Origin of the sequence: Mycobacterium sp. TY814, from assembly GCF_030755175.1 — a bacterium.
Classification (GTDB): domain Bacteria; phylum Actinomycetota; class Actinomycetes; order Mycobacteriales; family Mycobacteriaceae; genus Mycobacterium.
Genome location: NZ_JAUFRY010000001.1, coordinates 2264986 through 2289619 on the forward strand (window position 1 = coordinate 2264986; position 24634 = coordinate 2289619).

At 68.0% G+C, this 24634-nt stretch carries 22 protein-coding genes and 1 pseudogene; 12 read left to right on the forward strand and 11 right to left on the reverse strand.

Features of this window, described 5'->3' with window-relative positions:
* Positions 1-30 precede the first annotated feature (30 nt).
* The 5 genes from glnX (at position 31) to QXH22_RS10115 (ending at position 5411) form a co-directional block, all read left to right on the forward strand.
* A complete protein-coding gene (gene glnX / locus QXH22_RS10095; protein ID WP_306242742.1) occupies positions 31-1350 on the forward strand; it encodes a protein kinase G-activating protein GlnX in 1320 nt (439 codons plus the stop codon).
* On the forward strand, positions 1347-2312 hold the full coding sequence (locus QXH22_RS10100) for a glutamate ABC transporter substrate-binding protein (protein WP_306275480.1): 966 nt from the start codon (positions 1347-1349) through the stop codon (positions 2310-2312). The genes glnX and QXH22_RS10100 overlap by 4 nt, the downstream gene beginning before the upstream one ends.
* Entirely contained in the window at positions 2312-4612 is a 2301-nt protein-coding gene (locus QXH22_RS10105; protein WP_306242746.1) for a serine/threonine-protein kinase PknG, read from the forward strand. The genes QXH22_RS10100 and QXH22_RS10105 overlap by 1 nt, the downstream gene beginning before the upstream one ends.
* A gap of 149 nt (positions 4613-4761) precedes the next feature.
* Positions 4762-5181 carry an Hsp20/alpha crystallin family protein gene (locus QXH22_RS10110; protein ID WP_306244473.1) on the forward strand — a complete coding sequence of 140 codons (420 nt, stop codon included), beginning with the start codon at positions 4762-4764 and terminating at the stop codon, positions 5179-5181.
* A gap of 11 nt (positions 5182-5192) precedes the next feature.
* The gene (locus QXH22_RS10115; protein ID WP_306242748.1) at positions 5193-5411 is read left to right on the forward strand and encodes a hypothetical protein; all 219 of its coding nucleotides are present in this window, start codon (positions 5193-5195) and stop codon (positions 5409-5411) included.
* 253 nt (positions 5412-5664) lie between these two features.
* Here the strand turns inward: QXH22_RS10115 and QXH22_RS10120 are convergent, their stop codons facing one another.
* On the reverse strand, positions 5665-6528 hold the full coding sequence (locus tag QXH22_RS10120) for a hypothetical protein (RefSeq protein ID WP_306275481.1): 864 nt from the start codon (positions 6526-6528) through the stop codon (positions 5665-5667).
* 95 nt (positions 6529-6623) lie between these two features.
* Here QXH22_RS10120 and QXH22_RS10125 point away from each other — a divergent pair, with 95 nt between their 5' ends.
* Positions 6624-7928: a DUF1800 domain-containing protein gene (locus QXH22_RS10125; RefSeq protein ID WP_306275482.1), complete on the forward strand. Its 1305-nt coding sequence runs from the start codon at positions 6624-6626 to the stop codon at positions 7926-7928.
* A complete protein-coding gene (locus tag QXH22_RS10130) occupies positions 7925-9103 on the forward strand; it encodes a DUF1501 domain-containing protein (protein ID WP_306275483.1) in 1179 nt (392 codons plus the stop codon). The genes QXH22_RS10125 and QXH22_RS10130 overlap by 4 nt, the downstream gene beginning before the upstream one ends.
* Here QXH22_RS10130 and QXH22_RS10135 read toward each other — a convergent pair.
* Genes QXH22_RS10135 through fgd form a run of 3 tightly spaced genes read right to left on the reverse strand, consistent with a single transcriptional unit; the run spans position 9098 to position 13329 of the window.
* A complete protein-coding gene (locus QXH22_RS10135; RefSeq protein WP_306242756.1) occupies positions 9098-10243 on the reverse strand; it encodes an acetate kinase in 1146 nt (381 codons plus the stop codon). The genes QXH22_RS10130 and QXH22_RS10135 overlap by 6 nt on opposite strands.
* Entirely contained in the window at positions 10236-12308 is a 2073-nt protein-coding gene (gene pta, locus QXH22_RS10140; RefSeq protein ID WP_306275484.1) for a phosphate acetyltransferase, read from the reverse strand. The genes QXH22_RS10135 and pta overlap by 8 nt, the downstream gene beginning before the upstream one ends.
* Before the next feature lie 10 nt (positions 12309-12318).
* Positions 12319-13329 (reverse strand): glucose-6-phosphate dehydrogenase (coenzyme-F420), encoded by a 1011-nt coding sequence (gene fgd, locus QXH22_RS10145; protein ID WP_306242760.1) that lies wholly within the window; start codon positions 13327-13329, stop codon positions 12319-12321.
* Positions 13330-13368: 39 nt separating this feature from the next.
* Between fgd and QXH22_RS10150 the strand changes: the two genes are divergently transcribed.
* The gene (locus QXH22_RS10150) at positions 13369-14121 is read left to right on the forward strand and encodes an MBL fold metallo-hydrolase (protein ID WP_306242762.1); all 753 of its coding nucleotides are present in this window, start codon (positions 13369-13371) and stop codon (positions 14119-14121) included.
* 132 nt (positions 14122-14253) lie between these two features.
* Positions 14254-14562: a hypothetical protein gene (locus QXH22_RS10155; protein ID WP_306275485.1), complete on the forward strand. Its 309-nt coding sequence runs from the start codon at positions 14254-14256 to the stop codon at positions 14560-14562.
* Positions 14563-14777: 215 nt separating this feature from the next.
* On the opposite strand, the gene QXH22_RS10160 is transcribed toward QXH22_RS10155, so the two are convergent.
* From QXH22_RS10160 to QXH22_RS10185, 6 genes and pseudogenes are all read right to left on the reverse strand, one after another.
* Positions 14778-16097 carry an NtaA/DmoA family FMN-dependent monooxygenase gene (locus QXH22_RS10160; RefSeq protein ID WP_306275486.1) on the reverse strand — a complete coding sequence of 440 codons (1320 nt, stop codon included), beginning with the start codon at positions 16095-16097 and terminating at the stop codon, positions 14778-14780.
* A 4-nt stretch (positions 16098-16101) separates the two neighbouring features.
* Positions 16102-17208: an LLM class flavin-dependent oxidoreductase gene (locus tag QXH22_RS10165; protein WP_306242765.1), complete on the reverse strand. Its 1107-nt coding sequence runs from the start codon at positions 17206-17208 to the stop codon at positions 16102-16104.
* A complete protein-coding gene (locus QXH22_RS10170) occupies positions 17205-18278 on the reverse strand; it encodes an LLM class flavin-dependent oxidoreductase (RefSeq protein WP_306242766.1) in 1074 nt (357 codons plus the stop codon). The genes QXH22_RS10165 and QXH22_RS10170 overlap by 4 nt, the downstream gene beginning before the upstream one ends.
* A complete protein-coding gene (locus QXH22_RS10175; RefSeq protein ID WP_306242767.1) occupies positions 18275-18754 on the reverse strand; it encodes a GNAT family N-acetyltransferase in 480 nt (159 codons plus the stop codon). Before QXH22_RS10175 ends, QXH22_RS10170 begins: the two co-directional genes overlap by 4 nt.
* Positions 18751-19659: pseudogene (locus tag QXH22_RS10180) on the reverse strand (SAM-dependent methyltransferase). The gene QXH22_RS10175 and the pseudogene QXH22_RS10180 overlap by 4 nt, the downstream one beginning before the upstream one ends.
* A 10-nt stretch (positions 19660-19669) precedes the next feature.
* A complete protein-coding gene (locus QXH22_RS10185) occupies positions 19670-20041 on the reverse strand; it encodes a DUF3054 domain-containing protein (protein ID WP_306242769.1) in 372 nt (123 codons plus the stop codon).
* Between the two features lie 35 nt (positions 20042-20076).
* Here QXH22_RS10185 and QXH22_RS10190 point away from each other — a divergent pair, with 35 nt between their 5' ends.
* From QXH22_RS10190 to QXH22_RS10200, 3 genes are read left to right on the forward strand one after another with little or no spacing between them, the layout of a single operon-like run.
* On the forward strand, positions 20077-21276 hold the full coding sequence (locus QXH22_RS10190) for an acyl-CoA dehydrogenase (RefSeq protein ID WP_306275487.1): 1200 nt from the start codon (positions 20077-20079) through the stop codon (positions 21274-21276).
* Complete coding sequence (locus QXH22_RS10195) at positions 21276-22502, forward strand: serine hydrolase domain-containing protein (RefSeq protein ID WP_306275488.1); 1227 nt, start codon at positions 21276-21278, stop codon at positions 22500-22502. The genes QXH22_RS10190 and QXH22_RS10195 overlap by 1 nt, the downstream gene beginning before the upstream one ends.
* Positions 22503-22505: 3 nt before the next feature.
* The gene (locus QXH22_RS10200; RefSeq protein ID WP_306242772.1) at positions 22506-23111 is read left to right on the forward strand and encodes a hypothetical protein; all 606 of its coding nucleotides are present in this window, start codon (positions 22506-22508) and stop codon (positions 23109-23111) included.
* Here the strand turns inward: QXH22_RS10200 and QXH22_RS10205 are convergent.
* Positions 23108-24574, reverse strand: a complete 1467-nt coding sequence (locus QXH22_RS10205) for an HNH endonuclease signature motif containing protein (RefSeq protein ID WP_371934216.1) — start codon at positions 24572-24574, stop codon at positions 23108-23110. The two genes, QXH22_RS10200 and QXH22_RS10205, sit on opposite strands and share 4 nt — an antisense overlap.
* Positions 24575-24634: the final 60 nt, after the last annotated feature.

Sequence of the window (24634 nt, forward strand, 5' to 3'; positions counted from 1 at the left end):
TAATATGGCCGAGATGAGGTCCGAGCAGACGTGACGGTTGAGCTGGCGCATCCGTCGACCGAGCCGATGGGATCGCGCTCGCCCGCCGAACCGGCCCATCCACGCTGGTGGTTCATCTCCACCACGCCCGGGCGCATCCTGACCATCGGCATCGTGCTGGCCGCTCTGGGCGTGTCGAGTGCGTTCGCCACCTCCACCACGATCAACCATCGCCAGCAGGTGCTGGCCACCGTGCTCGAACACACCGAGCCGCTGTCGTTTGCGGCCGGCCGGCTCTACACCACGCTGTCGGTGGCCGACGCCGCGGCCGCCACGGCGTTCATCGCCCAGACCGAGCCGCGGGCCGTGCGACTGCGCTACGAGCAGGCCATCACCGACGCGGCGGTCGCGGTGACGCGCGCCTCCAGCGGCTTGACCGACGAGACCCTGGTGCAGCTGCTGGGCCGGATCAACGCCGAACTGGCCGTCTATACCGGGCTGGTCGAAATCGCCCGCACCAACAACCGGGCGGGCAACCCGGTCGGCTCGTCGTACCTGTCGGAGGCCTCAGGGCTGATGCAGTCCCGGATCCTGCCCGACGCCCAGCAGCTCTATCAGGCGACTTCGGCCCGGGTGGACAGCGAGACCACGGCGTCCACGCAGATCCCGGCGCCCGTCATCCTCGTCGTCACCACCACGGTCGCGTTCGGCGCGTTCGCCCATCGCTGGCTGGCCCGGCGCACCCGGCGACGGGTCAATCCGGGCCTGGTCGTGGGCGGTCTCGGTATTCTCATCATGGTGGTCTGGGTGGGGACGGCACTGACAATCTCGACGACGGCCAGCCGCAGCGCCAAGGACACGGCGGCCGAGTCGCTCAAGACCGTGACCAACCTGGCCATCACCGCCCAGCAGGCCCGGGCCGACGAGACGCTGTCGCTGATCCGGCGCGGCGACGAAGAGGTCCGCAAGCAGGCTTTCTACCAGCGCATCGATGCCATGCACCACCAGCTGGACGCCTACATGGCGCGGCGCGACGCCGTCGACAAGCCCGACCTGCAGGGCGCCGACCAGCTGCTGGTGCGCTGGCAGCAGGCCAACGACCGGATCAACGCCTACATCTCGGTGGGGAACTACCGTGCCGCCACCCAGGTCGCGCTCGGCAAAGGCGAGGACGACTCCACCCCCGCCTTCGACAAACTGGACGAAGCCCTGACCAAGGCGATGGAGCAGAGTCGCAACCACCTGCGCAACGACGTCCTGAACGCCAAACGCGGCCTGGCCGGGGCGCAGGTCGGCGCGGTGGTGCTCAGCCTGGGCGCGGCGATCGCGGTGGCGCTGGGCCTGTGGCCCCGGTTGAAGGAGTACCGGTGATTGCGCGCCGGGCCGCCGCGCTGATTGCCTCGGCGATCCTGCTGGCCGGTTGCGGGCACTCCGAGCCACTGAAGGTCGAGGTGACGCCCACGCTGCCGCTGCCGACTCCGGTCGGAATGCAGGAGCTGCCGATGGAAGCCCCGCTGCCGCCGGACAACACCAGCCAGGACTGCAATCCGACCGCCAGCCTGCGGCCGTTCCCCAACCGCCCCGATGCCGACGCCGCGGTGGCCAACATCCGCGCCCGTGGCCGGCTGATCGTCGGCCTCGACATCGGCAGCAACCTGTTCAGCTTCCGCGACCCGATCACGGGCGAGATCACCGGTTTCGACGTCGACATCGCCGGCGAGGTGGCGCGCGACATCTTCGGCGGGCCTTCGCACGTCGAATACCGCATCCTGTCGGCCGACGAGCGCATCACGGCGCTGCAGAAGTCACAGGTCGACGTCGTCGTCAAGACCATGACCATCACCTGCGAGCGACGCAAGCTGGTGAACTTCTCCACCGTGTACCTCGATGCCAACCAGCGCATCCTGGCTCCGCGGGACTCGGCGATCGCCAAGGTGTCCGACCTGTCCGGCAAGCGGGTCTGTGTGGCCCGGGGTACCACCTCGCTGCGCCGCATCCGCGAGATCACGCCGCCGCCGGTGATCGTGTCGGTGGTCAACTGGGCCGACTGCCTGGTGGCGATGCAGCAGCGCCAGATCGACGCGGTGAGCACCGACGACTCGATCCTGGCCGGCCTGGTGGAAGAGGACCCCTACCTGCACATCGTCGGGCCGAACATGGCCACCCAGCCCTACGGCATCGGCATCAATCTGGACAACACCGGATTGGTCCGGTTCGTCAACGGCACCCTGGAACGGATCCGCACCGACGGCACCTGGAACACGCTGTACCGCAAGTGGTTGACGGTGCTCGGCCCCGCCCCCCTGCCGCCGCAGCCGAGGTACGTGGACTGATGGGCAAGCCGGCGCAAGAGGACGAACTGGGCCAGGAAGAAGAGTCTCCCGGCACGCAGCCGGTCGGCCAGCAGGAGGAGGCGCAGACCGGGGTGACCGCGACCACCGGCCGGCCACAGGCGACCCAGGCACTGTTCCGGCCGGACTTCGACGACGACGATGAAGACGACTTCCCGATCTCGCTGGGCAGCGTCGACACCCAGCCCCAGGACCGGATGTCGGTCGCCACCCGGGCGCTGCCACCCGTCCGCCAGCTGGGCGGCGGCCTGGTGGAGATCCCGCGGACCCCCGACATCGATCCGCTCAAAGCGTTGATGAAGAACCCGGTGGTGCCGGAGTCGAAGCGCTTCTGCTGGAACTGCGGACGGCCGGTAGGCCGCTCCGGCTCGGAAGGCAAAGGCACCTCCGAGGGCTGGTGCCCCTACTGCGGCAGCCCGTATTCGTTTCTGCCGCAATTGAATCCGGGCGACATCATCGCCGGTCAGTATGAGGTCAAGGGCTGCATCGCGCACGGCGGCCTGGGCTGGGTCTACCTGGCGCTGGACCACAACGTCAACGACCGGCCGGTGGTGCTCAAGGGTCTGGTGCATTCCGGCGACGCCGAGGCTCAGGCGATCGCGATGGCCGAGCGGCAGTTCCTGGCCGAAGTGGTGCACCCGTCGATCGTGCAGATCTTCAACTTCGTCGAACACAGCGACAAGCACGGCGACCCCGTCGGCTACATCGTCATGGAGTACATCGGCGGGCAGTCGCTCAAGCGGGGCCGCGGCGAGAACCTGCCGGTCGCCGAGGCCATCGCCTACATCCTGGAAATCCTTCCCGCCCTGAGCTATCTGCACTCCATCGGCCTGGTCTACAACGACCTGAAGCCGGAGAACATCATGCTCACCGAAGAACAGCTCAAGCTGATCGACCTGGGCGCGGTGTCGCGGATCAACTCGTTCGGCTACCTCTACGGCACGCCGGGCTATCAGGCTCCGGAGATCGTGCGGACGGGGCCCACCGTCGCCACCGACATCTACACCGTGGGCCGCACGCTGGCGGCCCTGACGATGAGCCTGCGCACCCGAAATGGCCGCTACGTCGACGGACTTCCCGAAGACGATCCGGTGCTCGCCCAGTACGACTCGTTCGCGCGGCTGTTGCGCCGCGCGATCGACCCCGATCCGCGACGGCGGTTCACCAGCGCCGAGGAGATGTCCGGCCAGCTGATGGGCGTGCTGCGGGAGGTGGTGGCCCAGGACACCGGCATCCCGCGGCCCGGGTTGTCCACGATCTTCAGTCCCAGCCGCTCCACGTTCGGGGTGGACCTGCTGGTGGCGCACACCGACGTCTACCTGGACGGCCAGGTGCACTCGGAGAAGCTGACCGCCAAGGAGATCGTCACCGCGCTGTCGGTGCCGTTGGTCGACCCGACGGACGTGGCCGCCCCGGTGCTGCAGGCGACGGTGCTCTCGCAGCCGGTGCAGACGCTGGATTCGCTGCGCGCGGCCCGCCACGGCTCGCTGGACGCCGAGGGAGCCGACCTCAGCGAGTCGGTGGAGCTGCCACTGATGGAGGTGCGCGCCCTGCTGGACCTGGGCGACGTCAGCAAGGCCACCCGCAAACTCGAGGATCTGGCCGAGCGGGTCGGCTGGCAATGGCGGCTGGTCTGGTACCGCGCGGTGGCCGGTCTGCTCACCGGCGACTACGACTCGGCGATCAAGAATTTCACCGAGGTGCTCGACACCTTCCCCGGCGAGCTGGCGCCCAAACTCGCGCTGGCTGCCACCTACGAACTGGCCGGCGAACCGGACGAGCACAAGTTCTACCAGACCGTGTGGGGCACCAACGACGGCGTGATCTCGGCCGCGTTCGGCTTGGCCAGGGCCCGTTCGGCTTTGGGCGACCGCAGCGGAGCGGTACAGACATTGGACGAAGTACCGCCCACCTCAAGGCATTTCACCACCGCACGGCTGACCAGTGCGGTGACGCTGTTGTCCGGGCGATCCCAGAGCGAGATCACCGAGGAGCAGATCCGCGACGCCGCGCGCCGGGTGGAAGCCCTGCCGCCCACCGAGCCCCGGGTGTTGCAGATCCGCGCGCTGGTCCTGGGTGGCGCGATGGACTGGCTGCAGGACAACCGGGCTAATAATCAAGCCAGCACGAATCACATCCTGGGGTTCCCGTTCACCGACCACGGACTGCGACTGGGCGTCGAGGCGTCGCTGCGCAGCCTGGCTCGGGTTGCCCCGACGCAGCGCCACCGCTACACCCTGGTCGACATGGCCAACCAGGTGCGGCCCACCAGCACGTTCTGACCCGTACTTCTACGCGCGCAACGGGATTGAGAAAAATGTCGGTATCAGTGTCTTGCGTTCGGATGCTCGGCGTGGTATCTCAAATGTATGCCTTTTGGCACATATTTACTTCGGCTTTGACACCACATTAGGAGTTGGAGGTGGCGACGATGCTGATGCGAACCGATCCGTTCCGTGACTTCGAACGCTTCACCCGGCCGGTGTCGGGGACGGCGTCCCGTCCGTCGGTGATGCCGATGGACGCGTGGCGTGACGGCACGACATTCGTCGTGGAATTCGACCTACCCGGCATCGATGCGGATTCGTTGGATCTCGACATCGAGCGCAACGTGGTCACAGTGCGGGCGGAACGCCCCGAGATCGACCCTGGCCGGGAGATGCTGGCCAGCGAACGTCCCCGCGGAGTCTTCAGTCGTCAGTTGGTGCTGGGCGACAACCTCGACACCGAGAAGATCGAGGCGTCCTACGACACGGGAGTGCTGACGCTGCGAATTCCGGTGGCCGAGAGGGCGAAACCCCGCAAGATCGCGGTCGGGCGGAGCAACGGACATCAGGTCATCAACGCCTGAGAGGTCCGGCGATGACCAGTCTGTTGATGCCGGCTGAGCTGGACCTGGACGCCTTGGACCCTGAAGTCGCCGAGCTGATGGCCGAGGTCGAGGCGATCTTGTGTGCGGCCGTGGCGGTTGATCGCCGGCGGCCCGCGCCGCCGGTGTCGGCGTCCATGCCGCTGACGCCGCGGCGGGGACCGGCATATCCGGTGCGTGCCGTCCAGCGCAGCCCTCCGGCTTCCCCGTGAACACCCGTGCAACCGAGCAGCGAAAGGCAGGTGATGGCATCTCAATAGACCCAGCCGAGCGGCCCGCACCCCGGCCCTACGAGTGAGTGTGCTCTTTCCTCAAGCACGCCAAGCCTATTCGGGCGCTGAAGGCCGGGGCGGGCGTCGGCCGCCTTTTGATTTTCCGCTTTCCCTTTCCATCGAGTGTGCGGCTACCGTCGAAATCCTGGCGGATCTCGACGGTAGCCGCACTGTCAAAGCAGCAGGCGCACAGTCACACTCGCGAACGTTCCGCGGCCGCCTCGAGGGCAGCACGGACGCGTCGCACAATCGCGGCTGGATCGTTCTCCGCGACCACGCGAACGACGATCCATCCCATCCGCTCGAGCATTTCCAGACGCCTGATGTCTTTCACGTACTGCCGCCGGTCGGTACGGTGCTGATCTCCGTCGTATTCGACCGCGACCATCGACTCCGGCCAGCCCAGATCCAGGTAGGCCACCGGAAAGCCGTCGGCGCCCGGTACCGGAATCTGCGTCTGCGGCCGCGGGAAACCGGCATCGATGAGCAACAGCCGCAGGTAGCTCTCCCGCGGCGACTGCGCCCCGGCGTCAACCAGCTCGAGCGCCGTTTCCAAACGCCGCAATCCGGGCGAGCCGGGATGCCGCTGCACGATGGTCACTACGTCGTCGGTCTTGAAATCCGTTGCGCGAGCTAGGGCATCGAGCCTCGCCACCGCCGACCGAACGGCACCGCGCCGGCCGATGTCGAATGCGGTGCGCTCCGCGGTGGTGACGGCAAGGCCGCCGAGCACCTGGACTTCACCGTCGAGCAGCACATCGCGCCGAGTCAGCACGCCATGCGGCGCCCGCGCGTTGGGGTGCACCAGCTCGATCGGCAGGTCGTCAGGAATCCACCTCGCACCGTGTAATGCGGCTGCGGCCGCACCCGCGACCGTCCCCTTCCGCCGCGACCACAGCCACGCCGCGACAATCCGCTGCTGCAGCGAGGGCTGCAGGCCTCTTGGCACGTAGACGTTCGGGAACACCGCCCAGTACCGCTTACGCAGCTGATGCCAGTTCAGCGTTCCGCACGCCAGAGCCTCGCTGCCGATGAACGGGCCCGGGATATCGCTCATGCCGGCACGCTCGCATTGCACCCGGGTGCGGCGCATACCTGCATCCACAGCCACACTCAGCGAAAACATAGGTTCGGACGCGACAGTGGTTCACTATGGCCGGGCAGTCCCCACGGTGGATCATGACGGCCCGCGCCCTACGCAGGAGCGGGTTCGGCGTCACCGGCGCCGAGGTCGACGCGGTCGTCACGCAGGACTGGTCGAGCTACATAGACGCCGCCCTGGCCACCGACCCCGACGCCGACCGCGGCGCGCTCGCCACCCCCATACTGTCGCTGCCGCCCCCGCAACCGCCCGGCAAAGGCGCGACCACAGCAGCGCGGACGCAGTACCGGCGCCGGCTCTCCGAACAGAACGACGAACTGACCCGGTGGTGGCTGCGTCGCATGACCGCCGTCGAGCTGCCGCTACACGAGAAACTGACCCTGTTGTGGCACAACCACTTTGCGACTTCCGCGCAGAAGGTGCGGATCGCGGCGTACATGGCGGCGCAGAATCAGAAGCTGCGCACCCTGAAGCTGGGCGACTTCCGCACGCTGGCGTACACGATGCTCACCGACGCCGCGATGCTGCGCTGGCTGGACGGGCAACTCAACACGGCCAAAGCCCCGAACGAAAACCTGGCCCGGGAATTCATGGAGCTGTTCACCCTCGGCCACAGCAACGGCTACACCGAGGACGACGTGCGCGAAGGCGCACGTGCGCTGACCGGGTGGACGATCAGCGACGGAAGGGCGGTGTTAGCCGCCCGCCGTCACGACCCCGGACCCAAAACCCTCTTCGGGGTCACCGCGGGCTTCGACGCCGCCGGTTTCTGCGATGCGGTCCTGGCCCGCCCCGGCTCCGCGGCTCACGTTGCGGGGCGCCTGTGGCAACAACTGGTGTCCGACGAACCGCCGTCCCCGTCGGCGCTGGACCGCATCGTCGCCGCCTACGGACCCCAGCGCGACCTCAGGGCCCTGACCCGCGCCGTCCTCACCGCCGACGAGTTCACCGGCGGCCGCGCGACCGTCGTCAACACCCCGGTCGAGTGGCTGATCGGGGTGATCCGCGCGCTCGGGAATCCCGGCGACCACGACAAGCTGATCGAGAGCACGCTCAAGGCGCTGGGCCAGCGCCCCTTCTTCCCCACCGACGTCAACGGCTGGCCGCGGGGCCAGGTCTGGCTGTCCACCGCGTCGGCCCGCACCCGTTGGCGCGCCGCGCTTCAACTCGCCCGCGCGGCGGACCTGTCGGCGATCGAAAGCACCGCCGCCGGCGACCGCATCGACGCGGTCGGATATCTGATCGGTGTGGGCGCGTGGACCGACCGCTCTGCGGATGCATTGCGCCCCTTGGTCCGTAGACCGGCGCAGCTGGTCGCCGCGGCCGTCAACACCCCGGAGTACCTGACCTCGTGAACCGCCGCAAATTCCTGATAGCCGGGGCCGGCGTCGGCGCGCTCGGCCTGTTGTCCGGCACCGTGGCGGTCGGCTGGGACGACCTGCTGCACGCGGCACAGGAGCGACCGCTGGCCGACGACGCCGGGGTTCTGGTGATCGTCACCCTCTACGGCGGCAACGACGGCATCAACACTCTCATCCCCTACGCCGACAACGCCTATCACGACGCCCGCCCGGAGCTGGCCTACGCCGCCGAAGACGTGTTGCACCTCGACGACCGGCTGGGACTCAACCCGGCGATGCGGGGGCTGGCCGAGCTGTGGACCAAGCGGGAGCTCGCGATCGTGCGCGGGGTGGGTTATCCCAAACCCGATCACAGCCACTTCCGGTCCATGGACATCTGGCAGACCGCGTCGCCGTCCGAGCCGGTGGCCACGGGCTGGATCGGGCGCTGGCTGGATGCCACGGGTGACGATCCGCTGCGCGCGGTGAGCGTCGGCAGCGTGCTGCCGCTGCTGTCCGTGGGCGAAAAGCAAACCGCCGCAGCACTGTCCACCACGGACACCGGCCACCGAGACAACGCTTTCCGGCCGACCATCCAGACCCTGAGCGCCGACGACCCCGGCGACACCCCAGCGATGTCCGCGGTCCGCCGGTCCTATCGCGCCGCGCTGTCGACGGACGCGGCGTTCGAGAACCTGACGGCAGCCCAGTCCGACAACGCTCTGGCCGGCCGGCTGGGCATGGTGGCCGCCGCGATCACGGCCCGGGTGCCGGCACGCGTGTACATGGTGCACCTCGGGGGCTTCGACACCCACGCCGACGAACGCGGCACGCAGCAACGGCTGCTGCAGACCTTCGACGAAGCCCTCACCCCGTTCCTGCAGCAGATGGCCGGCGACCGGTGCGGCCGCAACGTCGTGGTGCTCGCGTACTCGGAGTTCGGTCGCCGGGTGGCCGCCAACGCGTCGCAGGGCACCGACCACGGCACCGCCGGGCCGGTGTTCGTCGCCGGTGTCCCGGTCAAAGGCGGATTCTACGGCGAAGAGCCCAGCCTCACCGACCTTGACCACGGAGACCTGAAGTACCGCACAGACTTTCGGGACATCTACCACGAGCTGCTGGTTCGGACGCTCGGCACCGATCCGGTCCCCGCGGTGGGCGCCGGCCGCACCAGCCTGGGTTTCCTATAGCAGGCTCACGCAGTCCCGGGCGATCGCGAGTTCCTCGTTGGTCGGCACCACCAGCACCGCGATCCGGGAATCAGCCGCCGAGATCAGGCGCGCCCCGGAAGCCGCCTCGGCATTGCGTTGCTCGTCGAGCTCTATTCCGAGTTCGTCCAGCCCCGCCAATGCATCCCGGCGCACGATCGCATCGTGCTCGCCGATCCCGGCGGTGAAGCTGATTGCGTCGGTGTGCCCGAGCACAGCCAGGTAGGCGCCGATGTATTTGCGCAGCCGGTGGATGAACACGTCGTACGCCAATTTGGCTGCGGCATCGCCGGATTCGATCATCGTCCGCAGCCGCCGGAAGTCCCGCTCGCCGGACAGGCCCAGCACCCCGGACCGCTTGTTGAGCATTGACTCGATCTCGTCGACGTCCATCTTGGCTGTGCGCCACAGGTAGCTGAAAACGCCCGCGTCGATGTCGCCGCTGCGGGTGCCCATCACCAGGCCCTCCAGCGGTGTCAACCCCATCGACGTCTCGACCGGATGTCCGCCCGCGACGGCGGACGCCGATGCGCCGTTACCCAGGTGCAGCACGATCTGGTTCAGTTCGCCGGGCGGCCTGCCCAGGAAGGCCGCGGCCTGACGGCTGACGTATTCGTGTGAGGTGCCGTGGAATCCGTAGCGGCGGATCTGCCACTTCTGCGCGAGGTCGCGGTCGATGGCGTAAGTGGCGGCGGCCTCCGGCAGGTGATGGAAGAAGGCCGTGTCGAACACCGCGATGTGCGGGACGTCGGGCAGCAGCTTGCGTGCCACCTCGATGCCCTGCACGGCGGGCGGATTGTGCAGCGGGGCCAACGGCGACAGCTCGCCCAGCTCGCGGATCACCTCGTCGTTCAGCAGTGTCGGAAGGTGAAAATGGTTGCCGCCGTGCACCACTCGATGCCCGACCGCCGCCAGCCCACACCGCTGCAGGTCGATGCCGTCGTCGTCCAGCATCTCGAACGCGCGGCGCAGCGCCGCTTCGTGGTCGGGGATCGGCGACGAGGGCTCGCCGATCTGTTCGACGGTGCCGCCCGCGCGTGATTCACCGGAATCGGGGTCGACGAGCTGGAACTTCAGCGAGGAGGATCCGGAGTTCACCACCAGGACCAGACGCTCACTCATGGATGCCCTGCGCCTGAATCGCGGTGATGGCAACGGTGTTGACGATGTCCTCGACGAGCGCGCCCCGGGACAGGTCATTGACCGGCTTGCGCAGGCCCTGCAGCACCGGACCGATCGCGATGGCCCCGGCGGAACGCTGCACCGCTTTGTAGGTGTTGTTGCCGGTGTTCAGGTCGGGGAAGATCAGCACGGTAGCGCGGCCGGCCACCGGCGAGTCGCTCATCTTGGTCGCCGCAACCGACGGGTCGACGGCGGCGTCGTACTGGATGGGACCCTCGACGAGCAGCTGCGGATCCCGCGAGCGCACCAATTCGGTTGCCTTCCTGACCTTCTCGACATCGGCACCGGATCCCGAGGCGCCGGTCGAGTAGGACAGCATGGCCACCCGCGGCTCGATGCCGAACTGAGCGGCCGTCCGCGCCGAGGAGATCGCAATGTCGGCCAGCTCTTCGGTGGTCGGGTTGGGGATGATGGCGCAGTCGCCGTAGGCCAGCACGCGGTCCGGCAGGCACATCAGGAAAATGCTGGAGACCGTGGACACGTCGGGCACGGTGCGGATGATCTGCAGTGCCGGGCGCACGGTGTGCGCGGTGGTGTGCACCGCACCGGACACCATCCCGTCGACCTTGCCGTTGTACACCAGCATGGTGCCGAAATACGTTGCGTCGTTCATGACTTCGCGGGCCTGCTCGAGCGTGACACCCTTGGCCTTGCGCAGCTCGGCGTATTGTTTGGCGAACTGCTCGTGCAGATCGCTGCTGCGTGGGTCGATCACCGTCGCGTCGTCCAGGCTGACGCCGAGTTCGGCTGCCCGCGAACGCACCTGGGATTCGTCCCCGAGGATCGTCAGGTCGGCGACGGAGCGCTGCAGCAGCCGTCCGGCCGAGCGCAGGATCCGGTCGTCCTCGCCTTCGGGCAGCACGATGCGCTGACGGTTCGCCCGGGCCCGCTCCTGCAACTGGTGGGTGAACATCTGCGGCGTGATGACCGTCGGGATCGGGATGGTGAGCTGCTCGAGCAGGTCGTCGACGTCGACGTGCCGGTCCATCAGCTGCAGTGCGGTGTCGATCTTGCGCTGCGAGGAGGCGGTGACCCGGCCGCGGGCCGTGGCCGCCGCACTGGCCGTGTCGTAGGTGCCCAGCGCGGTAGCAATGATGGGTAGCCGCAGCCGCAGCCCGGCGACCAGGGCCGCGATCGAGGGGTGCAGGTCGAACCCGCCGTTGAGGATCAGGCATGACAGCGACGGAAACCCATCCGCCGCATGGGCACTGGCGACCGCGAGCACCACGTCCGAGCGGTCGCCCGGGGTGATCACCGCCATCCCTTCGCGCAGCCGCTCGAGGCAGTGGTCGGCCGTCATGCCGGCGACCATGACGCCCATCACCTCGCGCTGGGCCAGTTGTTCGTCACCGCGAACGGTCGTCCCTTTCACCGCTCTGGTCAGCTCGGCCACCGTCGGCGCGGCCAGCAACGGCTCCTCGGGAAGTACGTAGGCGCGTGGCGTGAATTTGCGGAGCGCCTCCGCGACCGCCTGCATCTCATCCGGCTCGCACCGGTTCGCGACGACGGCTGCCGTGTGCGCCCGCTGAGCCGACAGTTCGGCCAGGCACACCTCGACGACGCTGGCGACCTCGTCGGGAGTGCGACCCTTGCCGCGCACCGTGAGCAGCACCGGGGCGCCCAGATTGACCGCGATGCGGGCGTTAACCGAGAGTTCGGCCGGGCTGGTGACGTCGGTGTAGTCGCTCCCGACGATCACCACCGCATCGCAGTGCTCCGCCACCGCGTGGTAGGCGTCGACGATGGTGGCGATCGCGGCGTCGCTGTCGTCGTGCAGTTGCTGGTAGGTGACGCCGACGCACTGTTCGTACGTCAGGCCCGCCGTGGAGTGCTCGAGCAGCAGCTCCAGAATGTAGTCGCGGTCCTCGCCATCGAGACGCGTAATGGGCCGGAACACACCGACTTTGGCGACGGTGGCGGCCAACCGGTGCATCAGCCCCAGCGCGATCGTCGACTTGCCGGTCTCCGATTCCGGCGCCGCGATGTAGATGCTGGAGGCGGGCACGGCTGGCGTGTCAGCCAAGTTTCCGGAGCCGCGGTGCCAGGTCCTTCTCGAACAACTCCAGGAACCGTCGCTGGTCATGCCCCGGCGCATGGAACACCAGGTGGTTCAGACCCCACGACACGTACTGGCCGACCTTCTCGACGGCCTCGTCGGGGTCGGAGGCGACGATCCAGCGCTTGGCGATCTGCTCGATGGGCAGCGCGTCGGCGGCCTTCTCCATCTCGATCGGGTCGTCGATGCTGTGCTTCTGCTCGGCGCTCAGCGACAGCGGCGCCCAGAACCTGGTGTTCTCCAGCGCCAGATCCGGATCGGTGTCGTAGGAGATCTTGATTTCGATCATCTTGTCGATGTCGTCGTCAGATCTGCCCGCCGCCGCTGCACCCTCCAAAACGGCCGGTATCAGCTTCTCGGTGTAGAGCTCCTCGCCCTTGCCGGAGGTGCAGATGAAACCGTCGCCCGCGCGACCGGCGTACTTGGCCACCGCCGGACCTCCAGCGGCGATGTAGACCGGCACACCGCTCTCGGGCACGTCGTAGATGGAGGCGCCTTTGGTGCGGTAGTACTCGCCGTCGAAGTCGACGCGGTCACCACGCCACAGCTCGCGCATCAGGCGCACCGACTCGCGCAGCCGGGCGAAGCGCTCCTTGAACTCCGGCCAGTCGCCCTCGTAACCGGTGGCGATCTCGTTGAGCGCCTCGCCGGTGCCGACCCCCAGGAAAACACGGCCCGGATACAGGCAGGACATGGTGGCGAACGCCTGCGCGATGACAGCGGGGTTGTACCGGAAAGTCGGCGTGAGCACCGAGGTGCCCAGCTGCAGCCTTTCGGTGCGCTCGCCGACGGCGGTCATCCAGGCGAGCGAGAACGGAGCGTGCCCGCCCTTGTGCCGCCAGGGCTGGAAGTGATCGCTGACGGTGGCGCTGTCCATGCCGTGCCCTTCGGCGAGGACGGCCAGTTCCACGAGTTCACGAGGTGCGAATTGTTCAGCGGACGCCTTGTATCCCAGTTTCAGTTCAGCCACTAGTCTTTTCTACTCCTCGCGGCTTTTAGGCTGATAGCCATGTCCGGGCACACACAGCTTGTTCAGATCACCGACAAGGTCCACCTCGCTCATGGCCCCGCGGTCAACTGGACGCTGGTCACCGACGACACCGGAGTCATGCTGATCGACGCCGGCTATCCGGGCGACCGCGAGGAGGTGCTGACCTCGCTGCGCACGCTGGGGTACGGGCCGGGCGACGTGCGGGCGATCCTGCTCACCCATGCCCACATCGACCACATGGGATCCGCGATCTGGTTCGCCGCCGAGCACGGCACGCCGGTCTACTGCCACGCTGACGAGGTCGGCCACGCCAAGCGGGACTACCTCGAACAAGTGGCGATTCACGATCTGGCACTTCGCATTTGGCGGCCGCGGTGGGCGGCGTGGACGGTGCACGTGGTGCGCAGCGGCGGGCTGATCCGCGACGGGATCCCCGGCACCCGGCCGTTGACACCGGACATCGCCGCCGGGCTGCCCGGCCACCCGCAGCCTGTCTTCAGTCCCGGACACACCAACGGTCACTGCTCGTATCTGGTGGACGGGGTGCTGGCCAGCGGCGACGCACTGATCACCGGCCATCCGCTCATTCGCCACGACGGGCCCCAGCTGTTGCCCGCCATCTTCAGCTACAGCCAACAGAACTGCATCAAGACACTGTCGGTACTGGCGCAGGTGGAGACCGAGATTCTGGCACCCGGCCACGGGCCGCTCTGGCGTGGCCCGATCCGCGAAGCGACAGACGCCGCCCTGCGCAAGGCAGGCGCCGCCTGACCGACGACGACAGGTGCCCGATCTGCGTGAACACGAAAGTTGGGATCGGTAGCCGCGTCGCGGGTGTTGATTTGGCCGGGAGATACGACCCTGCCGCGCCTACGCTGGCGCGCACACAGAGAGGGACACATCATGGCCAACACGGTGAAGCGGACTCTCACCGGCGTTCTGATCACTGGGTTCGGCGCAATCGCCACTCTGGGGCTCACCGCCCTGGGGCCGGGTGCCGCGACCGCACACGCGGATCTGAGGTACGACCCTGTCGGTCACGGCACCTGGTGCCCAGGAGATCCCGTGTGGTCGCAGATCCGGGACTTGGCGGCAGGCTGGGACATGAACACCTGCCACGAAGTGCACCAGGTATCCGGAGGGGTATGGGCCGAGGGGCCACTTCCGGCGGGCACCTTTGTCTGCCCACCGATCTCCTTCATGTGCCCCTGAGCAGGGCGAGCGGTCACTCGCCCAGCTCGCCGGTCGCGAACATGATTGCACCGCAGACGAATTCGTCATCCTGAAACAGCAACTCGTACGTCATTCCCATCACCTCCTCACCGCTCACGCTGGTGAGAAAATAATATCCTGACGCAACTATTGCTGTATGCACTATTTTTCGGGCTCGGAATGCTCTGCGCGGCAACGCACGCCGCGCGGGTCGGCTACGGCCGGCTCAGCCCCAGGTTTTCCCGCAGCGTCGCACCTGGATACTCGCGCCGGAACGCGCCCCGCTCCTGCAGCAACGGAACCACCCGGTCGACGAACTCGTCGAGGCCGTGCGGTGTCAGGTGCGGCACCAGGATGAAGCCGTCGCAGGCGTCGGCTTGCACGTAGCGGTCGATCTCGTCGGCGATGTGGGCGGGGGTGCCGACGAACTGCTCTCGGCTGGTCAAGGCGATCACCAGCTCGCGGATCGACAGGTTCTCCGCCTGGGCCCGCTCCCGCCAGCGCCGCGCCACCGCGACCGGGTCGCCGTGGCGCACCCGCCCCTGGGTGATATCGCTGTCGACAACCGGCTCGACGTCGGGCAGCGGACCGTCCGGGTCATAGCCGGAAAGCTCGCGGCCCCATACCTGTTCGAGCATGCCGATGGCGGTCGCCCCGCTGACCTGCTGGCGGCGGATGTGGCGAGCCCTGTCCCGGGCTTCCTCGGTGGTGTCCCCGATGACGAAAGTGGCCGCCGGAAAGACCTTGAGCTGATCGGGATCCCGGCCGAACGCCCGGGCCCGCCCCTTGACGTCGGCGTAGTAGCGCCGGCCGTCTTCGAGGGAACCGTGCAGGGTGAACAGGGCGTCGGCATACCGGGCGCCGAACGAGCGGCCCTCGTCGGAATCGCCCGCCTGCAGCAGGATCGGATGGCCCTGCGGGCCGGCCGGCAGCGTGGCGAAACCCGTCACGTCGAACTGCGAACCGGTGTAGTCGACGCGGCGGATTCCCGCGGGGTCGACGTAGACACCGTCCTTGCGCACCACGGCATCGGGCGCCCAGCTGTCCCAGAACTTGCGGGCCACGGTGACGAACTCCTCGGCGCGCCGATAGCGTTCGGCGTGCGCGAGGTAGCCACCCCGGCGAAAGTTCGCACCGGTGAAGGCATCCGACGAGGTGACGATGTTCCAGCCGGCACGGCCGTCCGACAGGTGATCAAGCGTCGCGAATTGCCTTGCCACTTCGAAGGGTTCGTTGAAGGTGGTGTTGATGGTGCCGGTGAGGCCGATGCGGTCGGTCACACCGGCCAGCGCCGCCAGCACGGTGAAGGTGTCCGGACGCCCCACCACGTCCAGGTCGTGGATTCGGCCGCGGTGCTCGCGCAGCCGCAATCCTTCGGCCAGAAAGAAGAAGTCGAACAATCCGCGTTCGGCCGTGCGAGCCAGGTGCACGAACGATTCGAACTCGATCTGGCTGCCCGCGGTCGGGTCGCTCCACACCGTGGTGTTGTTGACGCCCGGGAAGTGGGCCGCGAGATGAATCGGCTTGCGGGTCATGGGGTCATGCCCAGCTACCGGCGATCAGCTCGTGCGACCGCAGCCGGTCCTCGTGGCGGTGGGTGACGGAGGTGACGACGAGCTCATCGGCCCCGGTGACCCGTGCCAGCGCCTGCAACCGTTCGGCCACCTCGTCCGGGTTACCGACGAATCGTGTTGCGAGACGGTCCTTTACCAGCTCGTACTGCTCGTCGGTGAGTGGCCCGCAATCCTCCGGCGCCGGGTAGGGCATGGCACCCACGCCGGTCCGGATCGAATAGACCCACTGGCCGTAGCCGGCGGCCAGGCGTTGCGCGGTCTCGGTGTCGTCGGCCACAACGACGTCCGCCGACACCACCACGTACGGCTCCGTCAGCGCCGGCGACGGCACGAAGGTGTCGCGGTAGGCCTCGATGGCTTCCAGCGCAGTGGCCGGCGTGATGTGATAGCTCGCCACGAACGGCAGTCCCAGTGCGCCGGCGACCCGGGCGCTCTGCCCCCTGGTGCTGCCGAATATCCACGGCCGCAACGAGCTTCCCTCACCCGGCACCGCATGCACGTCGAATCCGTCGACCCGGTAGCTGCCGTCCAGCAGGGCCAAAATGTCGTCCACCTGCTCGGCGAAGTCCGGGGATATCGCCTCGGGCTGCTGCAGGATCTTCATGGTGGCCGCCAGCCGTTCGAGATCGAGCATCCCCCGCAGGTCGAACGGTGTCGGAATCACCACACCGTCGACTTCATGCCAGACGCGCGGTGGCCGTGGCTCGCGTGGCTTCTTCGGTGCGCTTTCCTGGGAACGACGCTGCCCGGACCGCCCGACGCCGAGGTCGATGCGCCCCGGGTAGAAGGCCTCGAGCATGCCGAAGTTCTCGACGACCGCGACGGCGGTCGTGTAGCCCAGTTGCACCGCTGCCGCTCCGACCCGGATCTTGTTGGTGGCGGCCGCGATTTGACCGATCAGCACGGCGGGCGACGAGCTGGCGACTCCGACGAAGTGATGTTCGGCGATCCAGTAGCGCCGGTAGCCCCACCGCTCGGCGTGCTGCGCCAGGTCGATGGTGTTGTGCAGAGCGGCGGTCACGGTGCTGCCGGAGCTGATCGGCGCCAGGTCAAGGATCGACAACGGAATCATGGGCGCACCGCCGAATACCGGTTGACCGCCACCGGCAGCCCGAGTCGCTCGCGCAGCGTCTCGCCGTCGCGGTACTCGGTGCGAAATACGCCGGCGCGCTGCAAGCGGGGCACCACCTCGTCCACGATCACCGGGAGGTCGGTGGCGTGCACGGCGGGACGGAGCCGGACCCCGTCCACGCCCTCGTCCCGCCAGCCCGTCACCATGTCCGCCAATTCTGCCGCGGTGCCGCCCCAGACCAGTGTGTCGGACCGGAAGTCGGTTTCGCCGTGGAACGAAACCACAATGTCGGCAAAGATTTTCAGTCGCTCTCCGACGTCGCGGACTTCCGTCACGAGGCTTTGCAGCGACGTGTCAGTGGGCGTGACGAAGACGACGTCGGCGGCATCGGCCGCGAATTCGTAAACGGGTGTGGCATGGGCGAGGACGGCGATCACCGGCTGGCCCTGCGGGGGCCGGGGCGTGATCGACGGTCCCTTGACCGAGAAGAACGGCCCGGCGAAATCGATGTAGTGCAGCTTGTCCCGATCGATGTAGCGGCCGCCGGCGACGTCGCGGATCACCGCGTCGTCCTCCCAGCTGTCCCACAACCTGCGCACCACCTCGACATAGTCCCGGGCTTCGGGGAACAGGTCCTCCGGCCGCACGGTCCGCCTGCCGAACAGCGCCGCCTCGTGCGTGGTGACGCTGACCCGCGGCTGCCAGCCGGCCCGTCCGTGCGAGACATAGTCAAGGGTCGCAATGGCTTTGGAGACGTGAAACGGCTCGGTGTGGGTGACGGTCGCCACCGGGATCAGCCCGATGTGCCGGGTGGCGGGCGCGACGCGCGCGGCGGTCAGCACGGCGTCCGCACGCCCGGCCAGCCGTTGCGGGTCGATGCGCTCGCGGCGACCGGGCTGCGGCATGAGCGAGTCGTCGATGGTGAGGAAGTCGAGCAGGCCGCGTTCGGCGGTGACCGCGAGATCGGCCCAGTATCCGCCGCTGAGCACCGAGCGGGTTTCGCTCGTCAGCGCCCAGGCCTGCGTGTGCCAGCCGTAGCCGTCCAGCGCGACGCCGAGATGAAACGTCATGCGAGCACCTTCAGGAATGCGATGGGAAACACCGGACCGTGCGACGGCAGCGGCTCGGACAACCGCGTGTACCCGGTCGCTTCGTACAGCTCCTCGGCCTCAGGCTGACGGTCGCCGGTGATGAGGTACACCCTGGTGTAACCGCGCGAGGCGATCTCCGATTCCAGCGCGGCCAGCAGTGCCCGGGCGTAACCGCGGCGGCGGTGATCGTGGTGCGTCCAGACCCTTTTGAGTTCCGCGGTCTCGGCGTCGAACCGGCAGAAGGCGCCCCCGGTCACCGGTTGCCCGTCAACCAGGCCGATCAGCATCCCGCCGTGTGGAGGTGAGAACTCGCTTTCCGGGCCGTCCACAAGCCATTCGGCGATCCGTTGCGGATCCGCGCCGTACCGCTGCGCGTACTCGTCGGCCAGCTCGGCCAACAGCGGCTGGGCGAGCGGATCGTCCAGGCTGGCCGGTACGAAGCGCAGCCCGGTCACCGGCCGGCCAGCGTCGCGGTGACGTAGCGGGGGGTGATCGCCAGATCGTGCCGGCTGACCCGCCGGCGCCCCGCCAGGCCGGCGGTGGACAACAACTCGATCAACGTGCGTTCGCTGGTCTGCCACCCGTGCGCCTCGAGGTTCTCTGGGAGAGAACCGAATTCGGCGGAGTAGGTCAGTTTGCCCAGGTCGATGTCCAGGCCCTCCTGGCGCCAACCCTCGATGAACGCGCGGCCCTCCTGCAGCTGCACGTCGGTCCAGGGCATGTGGTCGGCGGCAAACCAGCTGCCGGCCGCGCTGGACGCGCTGACCTGATGCAGCAGCCGATCCTGCGCATCCGGCGGCAGGTATCCGATCAACAGGTTCTCGGCAATCCAGACCGTCGGTTGGCCGGGGTCGAATCCGACCCGCTGCAGCGCCGTCAGCCAATCGTCGCGCAAGTCCACTCCCACCGCGCAGCGATGCGCGGTCAGCTTGCCACCCAGGTCCCGCAGCACCTGCGCCTTGAAATCCATCACTCCCGGCTGGTCACACTCGTACACCGTGGTCCCAGGCGGCTACCACAAGCGGTATGCCCTGGTGTCCAGCCCGCAGCCCAGATTGACCGCTTGCCGGATTCCCGCCCGCGCGGCCCTGGTCAGATACTCGTCGAGGAACCGGCCGTGCAGGGCAAGGATGTTGAGCATCCCGTACATGACGGGGTCGCCGCCGCCGTCGGTGGCGTATTGCTCGTCCTCGATCAACCGGATGAAGTACTCGACCCCCGCGGCGCGCACCAGCGCCTCGGCGAACGGATCGTTGATCAGGCCCTTGTTGGTTCCCACCGCCCGGGCGACCGCACCGAACGTCGCCGTCATCCCGACACCGGTCGCCGGGTCCCAGCTATCGCCGTCGGTGCGTACCATCTAGCCCGGCTCAGCCGTCCGAGCGACGCCGTGCGGCGAGTAGAACGATGGCCCGCCAGCCGAGCAGGAACACGGCGGTCACTGTCGAGGCGACCACCACGAAAGCCCCCGCGACACTGGCTGAGCTGGCTTTACGCAGCAGCATGCCAACCACCACCGTCGAGATCCAGACGATCACCCCGGTGGGCGCCACCGCCGTCGGCCGGCGCCACCCGCGGGACAGCAGCCAGCCCAGGGCCGTCCCACTCAGAAACGGCCAGGCCGTGGTCGCCAGCCCCCCGACATTGACGCCTTCGTCATGGCTGCGGCGCCCGAGAGCACAGAAAACGAGCACGGCCGCCACGTCCATACCGAGCCACGCCAGCCCCCGCCGCGGTTGCATGCAGCGAGACTACCGGGCGGGGGCAGGATTGAACCATGAGCACCGATACCCATGACCGGAAGCCCCCCGCTTTCGACGCCTTTGACCCGCTGGGTCTGGACGCCTCGCTGTCCAGTGACGAGATCGCCGTGCGTGACACGGTGCGGGCGTTCTGCGCAGAACAAGTGATCCCTCACGTCGGTCAGTGGTTCGAGGACGGCGACCTGCCAGTGGCCCGCGAACTGGCCAAGCAGTTCGGCGAGCTGGGACTGCTGGGCATGCACCTGGAGGGCTACGGTTGCGGCGGCGCCTCCGCGGTGCACTACGGCCTGGCCTGTCTGGAGCTGGAGGCCGCCGACTCCGGGGTCCGGTCGCTGGTGTCGGTGCAGGGGTCGCTGGCGATGTTCGCGATCTGGAACAACGGCTCGGAGGAACAGAAGCAGCAGTGGCTGCCCGGTATGGCGGCCGGTGAGCTGATCGGGTGCTTCGGATTGACCGAGCCCGATGCGGGGTCAGACCCGGCGGCGATGAAAACACGCGCGAAGCGCGACGGTTCGGACTGGGTACTCAACGGGCGCAAGATGTGGATCACCAACGGCTCGATCGCCGACGTTGCGGTGGTGTGGGCCGCCACCGACGAGGGGGTCCGCGGGTTCATCGTCCCGACCGACACACCGGGGTTCTCCGCCAATACCATTCACCACAAGCTGTCGCTGCGCGCGTCGATCACCAGTGAGTTGGTGCTCGACGACGTCCGGTTGCCCGACGAGGCGATGTTGCCCGGCGTAGTGGGACTCAAAGGGCCACTGGAGTGCCTGTCGGAGGCGCGTTACGGCATCGTCTGGGGGTCCATGGGCGCGGCGCGTTCAGCCTGGCAGTCCGCACTGGAGTACGCGACCGAGCGCACCCAGTTCGGTCGCCCGATCGCGGCGTTCCAGCTGACCCAGGCCAAGTTGGTCGACATGGCGGTCGAACTGCATAAAGGCCAGTTGTTGTCGCTGCACCTGGGCCGGCTCAAGGACAGCGTCGGCCTGCGGCCCGACCAGGTGAGCTTCGGCAAGCTCAACAACACCCGGGAGGCGATCGAGATCTGCCGCACCGCACGAACCATATTGGGCGGCAACGGGATATCACTGGAGTACCCGGTGATCCGGCACATGGTCAACCTGGAATCGGTGCTGACGTATGAGGGCACCCCCGAAATGCATCAACTGGTCCTCGGCCAGGCGATCACCGGCATCAGCGCCTTCCGCTGATGCGACTGATGCGACGCCTCGGGGTCGCCGCCGCCCTGGTGTTGCTGGCCGGGTGCGCGGTGCCCCGCGTCGTGCCCCCGGCACCGCCGGGGGCTACCGCGGCCAAGGCCGATGCGGTGATGCGGATTGTCCGCGACTTCATGGGGCAGGCGCACCTGCGCGCGGTGATCGTGCGGGTGACGGCCAACGGCCGGGAGGTGGTGACGGGTGCCGCCGGTGAGTCGATCACCGGGGTGCCTGCCGGTGCGAACATGCACTTTCGCAATGGTGCAGTGGCGATTTCGTATGTGGCGACGTTGCTGTTGAAACTGGTTGACGAGATGAAGGTGAGCCTGGAGGACAAGTTGTCCAAGTGGCTGCCCGACTTCCCGCACGCCGACCGTGTCACGCTGGGCCAGCTGGCGCAAATGACCTCGGGCTATCCCGACTATGTGATCGGCAACAACGCCTTCAACAACGCTCTCTACGCGAATCCGTTCCGGCAGTGGACCACTGCGGACATTCTTGCGCAGATCTCTTCGCGGCCACTGCTCTACGAGCCGGGAACCAACTGGAACTACTCGCACACCAACTACGTGCTGCTGGGGATGGCGCTGGAAAAGGCGACCGGTCACGACATGCCGTCGCTGTTACAGTCCAAAGTGCTTGCCCCGCTGGGCCTTACGGAGACTGCCAACTCGGATACTCCCGCCATTCCGGATCCGGTCCTGCACGCGTTCAGCTCCGAGCGGCGGGAATCTCTGAAGATTCCGGCGGGTGTGCCGTTCTACGAGGAGTCGACGTTCTGGAACCCGTCCTGGACCATCACCCACGGCGCGATCCAGACCACCAACATCTACGACATGGAGGCCAGCGCGGCGGGCGTCGGGTCGGGCCGGTTGCTGTCTGCCGAGTCGTACAAGAAGATGGTGTCGACAGAGCTGCGCGGCAAGACGCGACCCCAGCCGGGTTGCCCTACGTGCTTCGATCAAAGTGATGGATACACCTATGGTCTCGGGATCGTGATCTCCGGCAACTGGTTGTTGCAGAACCCCATGTTCGCCGGCGAGGCCGCCGTGGAGGCGTACCTGCCGTCGCAGAAGGTGGCGATCGCCGTCGCGGTCACCTACGCGCCCGAAGCATTCGACGAACAGGGCAACTACACCAATCAGGCCGACATCCTGTTCCGCAAGATCGGCGCCGAGCTGGCGCCCAACGACGCCCCACCCATGCCACCCGGGAGGTAGCCGATGAGAGTTGTTGCACGCCTTGCCCTGATCGCCGCGTTGTGGCTGGGGCTTGCGCCGACGGCAGCCGCCGACCCCGCCGGCGGGCTGCCGCCGATGACTTCGACCGGCAGCGGACCCGTCATCGGCGGCGGTGGTAACGCGAGTGCAATCTCGCAGCAGCTGTTCACCTTCCACGACCCCAACGTGCAGGAGGTCGACGGGTCCGATGCGGCGCAGTTCATCAATGCCGCCGCCGGCCTGACGAACCGTGACCTCGCGACCGTTTTCCAGCCCCTGCAACGGGCACTGGGTTGCCAAACGAACGGAGCCGGCTTCGGAGCGCGCGCCTATCGGCGGGCCGACGGGCAGTGGGGCGGCGGGATGCTGGTGATCCCCAAGAGCGGCGTTTCGGATGTCGATGCGCTCACGGCATGTGCGAAGTCCAGCTGGCGCCGGGCGACGATGGGCACGCCGACCTCGATGTGCAACAGCGGATGGAGTTACCCGCCATACAGTTTCACCCACAAGGGCGAGGGTTATTTCGTCCTGCTGGCCGGAACCAACTCGGACTTCTGCAATCCTCCGAATGCGAACTTCCGGAGCAACGCGAGCGCCTGGCCCACCTAGAACGGTGGGGGTTCGTCGTCGGGTGGGCCGGTGGCGGTGATGCGGGCCTGGCGGTTGGCGCGGCGTTCGGCGGCGACGCGGGCGGCGCGGTCTTGGGTGCGGGTGCGGCGGCGGGTGGGCATCATCGCGGTGCGTTCGGCGCAGTCGTCGGCCGGTGGGGTGGTGTGGGCTTCGGGGGCGGGCATGCCGCCCACGGCGTGGCACAGGCTGGGAAACAGCAGCGCGCTACCGGGGGTGGTGACGTGGGTGTCCCCGCCCGGGGAGGTCAGGATCAGGGTGCCGTCGGCGAGTTGCTGCTCGGTCCAGCCCCAGAACGTTTTCATCAAATGGTGCGCGCGGCAGTAGCACTTGAGGTTGCCGGCATGGGTGGGCCCACCCTGGGCGTAGGGGATGGTGTGATCCAGGTCGCAGCCGGTGGCCGGTACCTCGCAGCCGGGCCAGCGGCACGTCAGATCCCGGGCCCGCACGAAATCGGTCAATCCCTGCGAGGGGGTGTAGTGGGGTTCAGGGGCGGCGTAGCCGGGATGGATCAACGGCACCTGGTTGGCGGTCAGCGCCAACTCGGCCAGCAGTTCAGGGGTGATGAGGTCCTGCCCGCCCAGTAGGTAGGCGGGGTTGTCGGCGTGCCCGTTGAGGGTGGCTTGTTCGGCGATCACCTGGATCACCACCGGGCCGGCGGGCTTGCTGGCGGCGGCGGTGCAATCGGGGCGGCCGCATTCACAGCCCAGCCGGGTCGCCGCAGCGGCCAGCGCCCCCAACGCATCAGCGCGGCGCTGGGCGGCGGTGCGCGGATCATGCGGGCACACCGTGGCCGCCAACACCGTCAGCCGCGCCTCCACGGCCCGGGCGTCGGTGCTGCGCAACCGGCCCTCGATCGGGCAGATCCCGTCGGCCGGCGGACCGATCCACACCTCCCGATCAGCCTGCGCTTCTTTGCGGCGGCGCAGCGCATCCACATCGGCGCGGGCCACGATCGCATCGACCTTCTTAGCCAGCCGCCCCCGGCTCAACGACGGCCAGCGCGTCACCCGCGCGGCGATCGCGGCGTCCACCGCCGCCAGCACCTGCGGGTCCTCGATCAGATCGGTACGGAACACAATCGTCGAGAACGCCTCCAGATCGATATCCCCGGCACACAACACCGCGCCCACCTGCGGTAGCCGCTCACGCATCGCCCGGGCATAGCGCACCTTGGTCTCCGCCCGGGCCTGACTGATCTTCAACCCCGCGGCCACCTCCCCAGCCACCGCCTTCATCGTGTCGATCGCCCAGTCCTCCCGCTCCCCACCCCGGGCCAACCGGTAGGCGAACAACTCCCCAATCGCCACCAACTCCGCGGCCGCACCCTGATTGACCCAGCGCGCCGCGGCACCGATCCGCGCCATCCAGCCCACCGACTCCTCAGTCGCCACGGCCAACACCTGACGACGCACCACCGACTCGCGCCAGCGGGCATCCCACACCGCCCACTCCCCCACCGTCGGCGACCGGGGACCCGGTGTCTCCCCGGAGGGAGCGCCGCC

What these genes read in the sequence shown, in the direction of transcription:
- QXH22_RS10105 (WP_306242746.1), top strand. Translation starts at nt 2,312, where the DNA reads ATGGGCAAGCCGGCGCAAGAGGACGAACTGGGCCAGGAAGAAGAGTCT.
- QXH22_RS10110 (WP_306244473.1), top strand. Translation starts at nt 4,762, where the DNA reads ATGCTGATGCGAACCGATCCGTTCCGTGACTTCGAACGCTTCACCCGG.
- QXH22_RS10115 (WP_306242748.1), top strand. Translation starts at nt 5,193, where the DNA reads ATGACCAGTCTGTTGATGCCGGCTGAGCTGGACCTGGACGCCTTGGAC.
- QXH22_RS10120 (WP_306275481.1), bottom strand. Translation starts at nt 6,528, where the DNA reads ATGAGCGATATCCCGGGCCCGTTCATCGGCAGCGAGGCTCTGGCGTGC.
- QXH22_RS10125 (WP_306275482.1), top strand. Translation starts at nt 6,624, where the DNA reads ATGGCCGGGCAGTCCCCACGGTGGATCATGACGGCCCGCGCCCTACGC.
- QXH22_RS10135 (WP_306242756.1), bottom strand. Translation starts at nt 10,243, where the DNA reads ATGAGTGAGCGTCTGGTCCTGGTGGTGAACTCCGGATCCTCCTCGCTG.
- QXH22_RS10150 (WP_306242762.1), top strand. Translation starts at nt 13,369, where the DNA reads ATGTCCGGGCACACACAGCTTGTTCAGATCACCGACAAGGTCCACCTC.
- QXH22_RS10155 (WP_306275485.1), top strand. Translation starts at nt 14,254, where the DNA reads ATGGCCAACACGGTGAAGCGGACTCTCACCGGCGTTCTGATCACTGGG.
- QXH22_RS10160 (WP_306275486.1), bottom strand. Translation starts at nt 16,097, where the DNA reads ATGACCCGCAAGCCGATTCATCTCGCGGCCCACTTCCCGGGCGTCAAC.
- QXH22_RS10165 (WP_306242765.1), bottom strand. Translation starts at nt 17,208, where the DNA reads ATGATTCCGTTGTCGATCCTTGACCTGGCGCCGATCAGCTCCGGCAGC.
- QXH22_RS10170 (WP_306242766.1), bottom strand. Translation starts at nt 18,278, where the DNA reads ATGACGTTTCATCTCGGCGTCGCGCTGGACGGCTACGGCTGGCACACG.
- QXH22_RS10185 (WP_306242769.1), bottom strand. Translation starts at nt 20,041, where the DNA reads ATGCAACCGCGGCGGGGGCTGGCGTGGCTCGGTATGGACGTGGCGGCC.
- QXH22_RS10190 (WP_306275487.1), top strand. Translation starts at nt 20,077, where the DNA reads ATGAGCACCGATACCCATGACCGGAAGCCCCCCGCTTTCGACGCCTTT.
- QXH22_RS10195 (WP_306275488.1), top strand. Translation starts at nt 21,276, where the DNA reads ATGCGACTGATGCGACGCCTCGGGGTCGCCGCCGCCCTGGTGTTGCTG.
- QXH22_RS10200 (WP_306242772.1), top strand. Translation starts at nt 22,506, where the DNA reads ATGAGAGTTGTTGCACGCCTTGCCCTGATCGCCGCGTTGTGGCTGGGG.